The sequence below is a fragment of the Bradyrhizobium sp. 14AA genome, from assembly GCF_054185205.1.
In genome coordinates this window covers 1-459 of record NZ_JAVAYM010000149.1, presented here as the reverse complement: position 1 = coordinate 459, position 459 = coordinate 1, and the positions used below count along the sequence as shown (strand labels likewise).

Here is a 459-nt window from a genome sequence, read left to right as displayed (position 1 = left end):
TACGACACCCTCACCGCCTATCTCGCCGACAAGGACGTCGACAACAACGCCATCCGCGTGAACGCGACCACGGCCCTGCCCACCACCAAGGGCAAGCCGATCCAGGACGCGGAGAAGACCTACGGCCTGATGATCCACATGTCGGAGGCGCTCGGGGTCAACTGCACCTACTGCCACAACACGCGGGCGATCTCGAACTGGTCGCAGAGCACGCCGCAGCGGACCACCGCCTGGCACGGCATCCGGATGGTGCGCGACCTCAACGGCAACTACCTCGAGCCGCTGCTCTCGACCTTCCCGCCGAACCGTCTCGGAGCGCTGGGCGACGTGCCTAAGGTGAACTGCACCACCTGCCACAACGGCGAGAGCAAGCCCCTCAACGGCGCCCACCTCGTCGAGGCCTACCCGGAGCTGACGAAGCCGACCGAGACCGTGAGCGCGGCCCCGCCGGCCGTCCCG

Annotated in this window: 1 protein-coding gene; it reads left to right on the top strand. The window is 67.8% G+C overall.

Translation table 11 applies throughout. From position 1 onward, the window contains the following. The coding region (gene pufC / locus RAD15_RS43750) for a photosynthetic reaction center cytochrome PufC (RefSeq protein WP_458184853.1) at nucleotides 1–459 on the top strand (459 nt) is incomplete at both ends.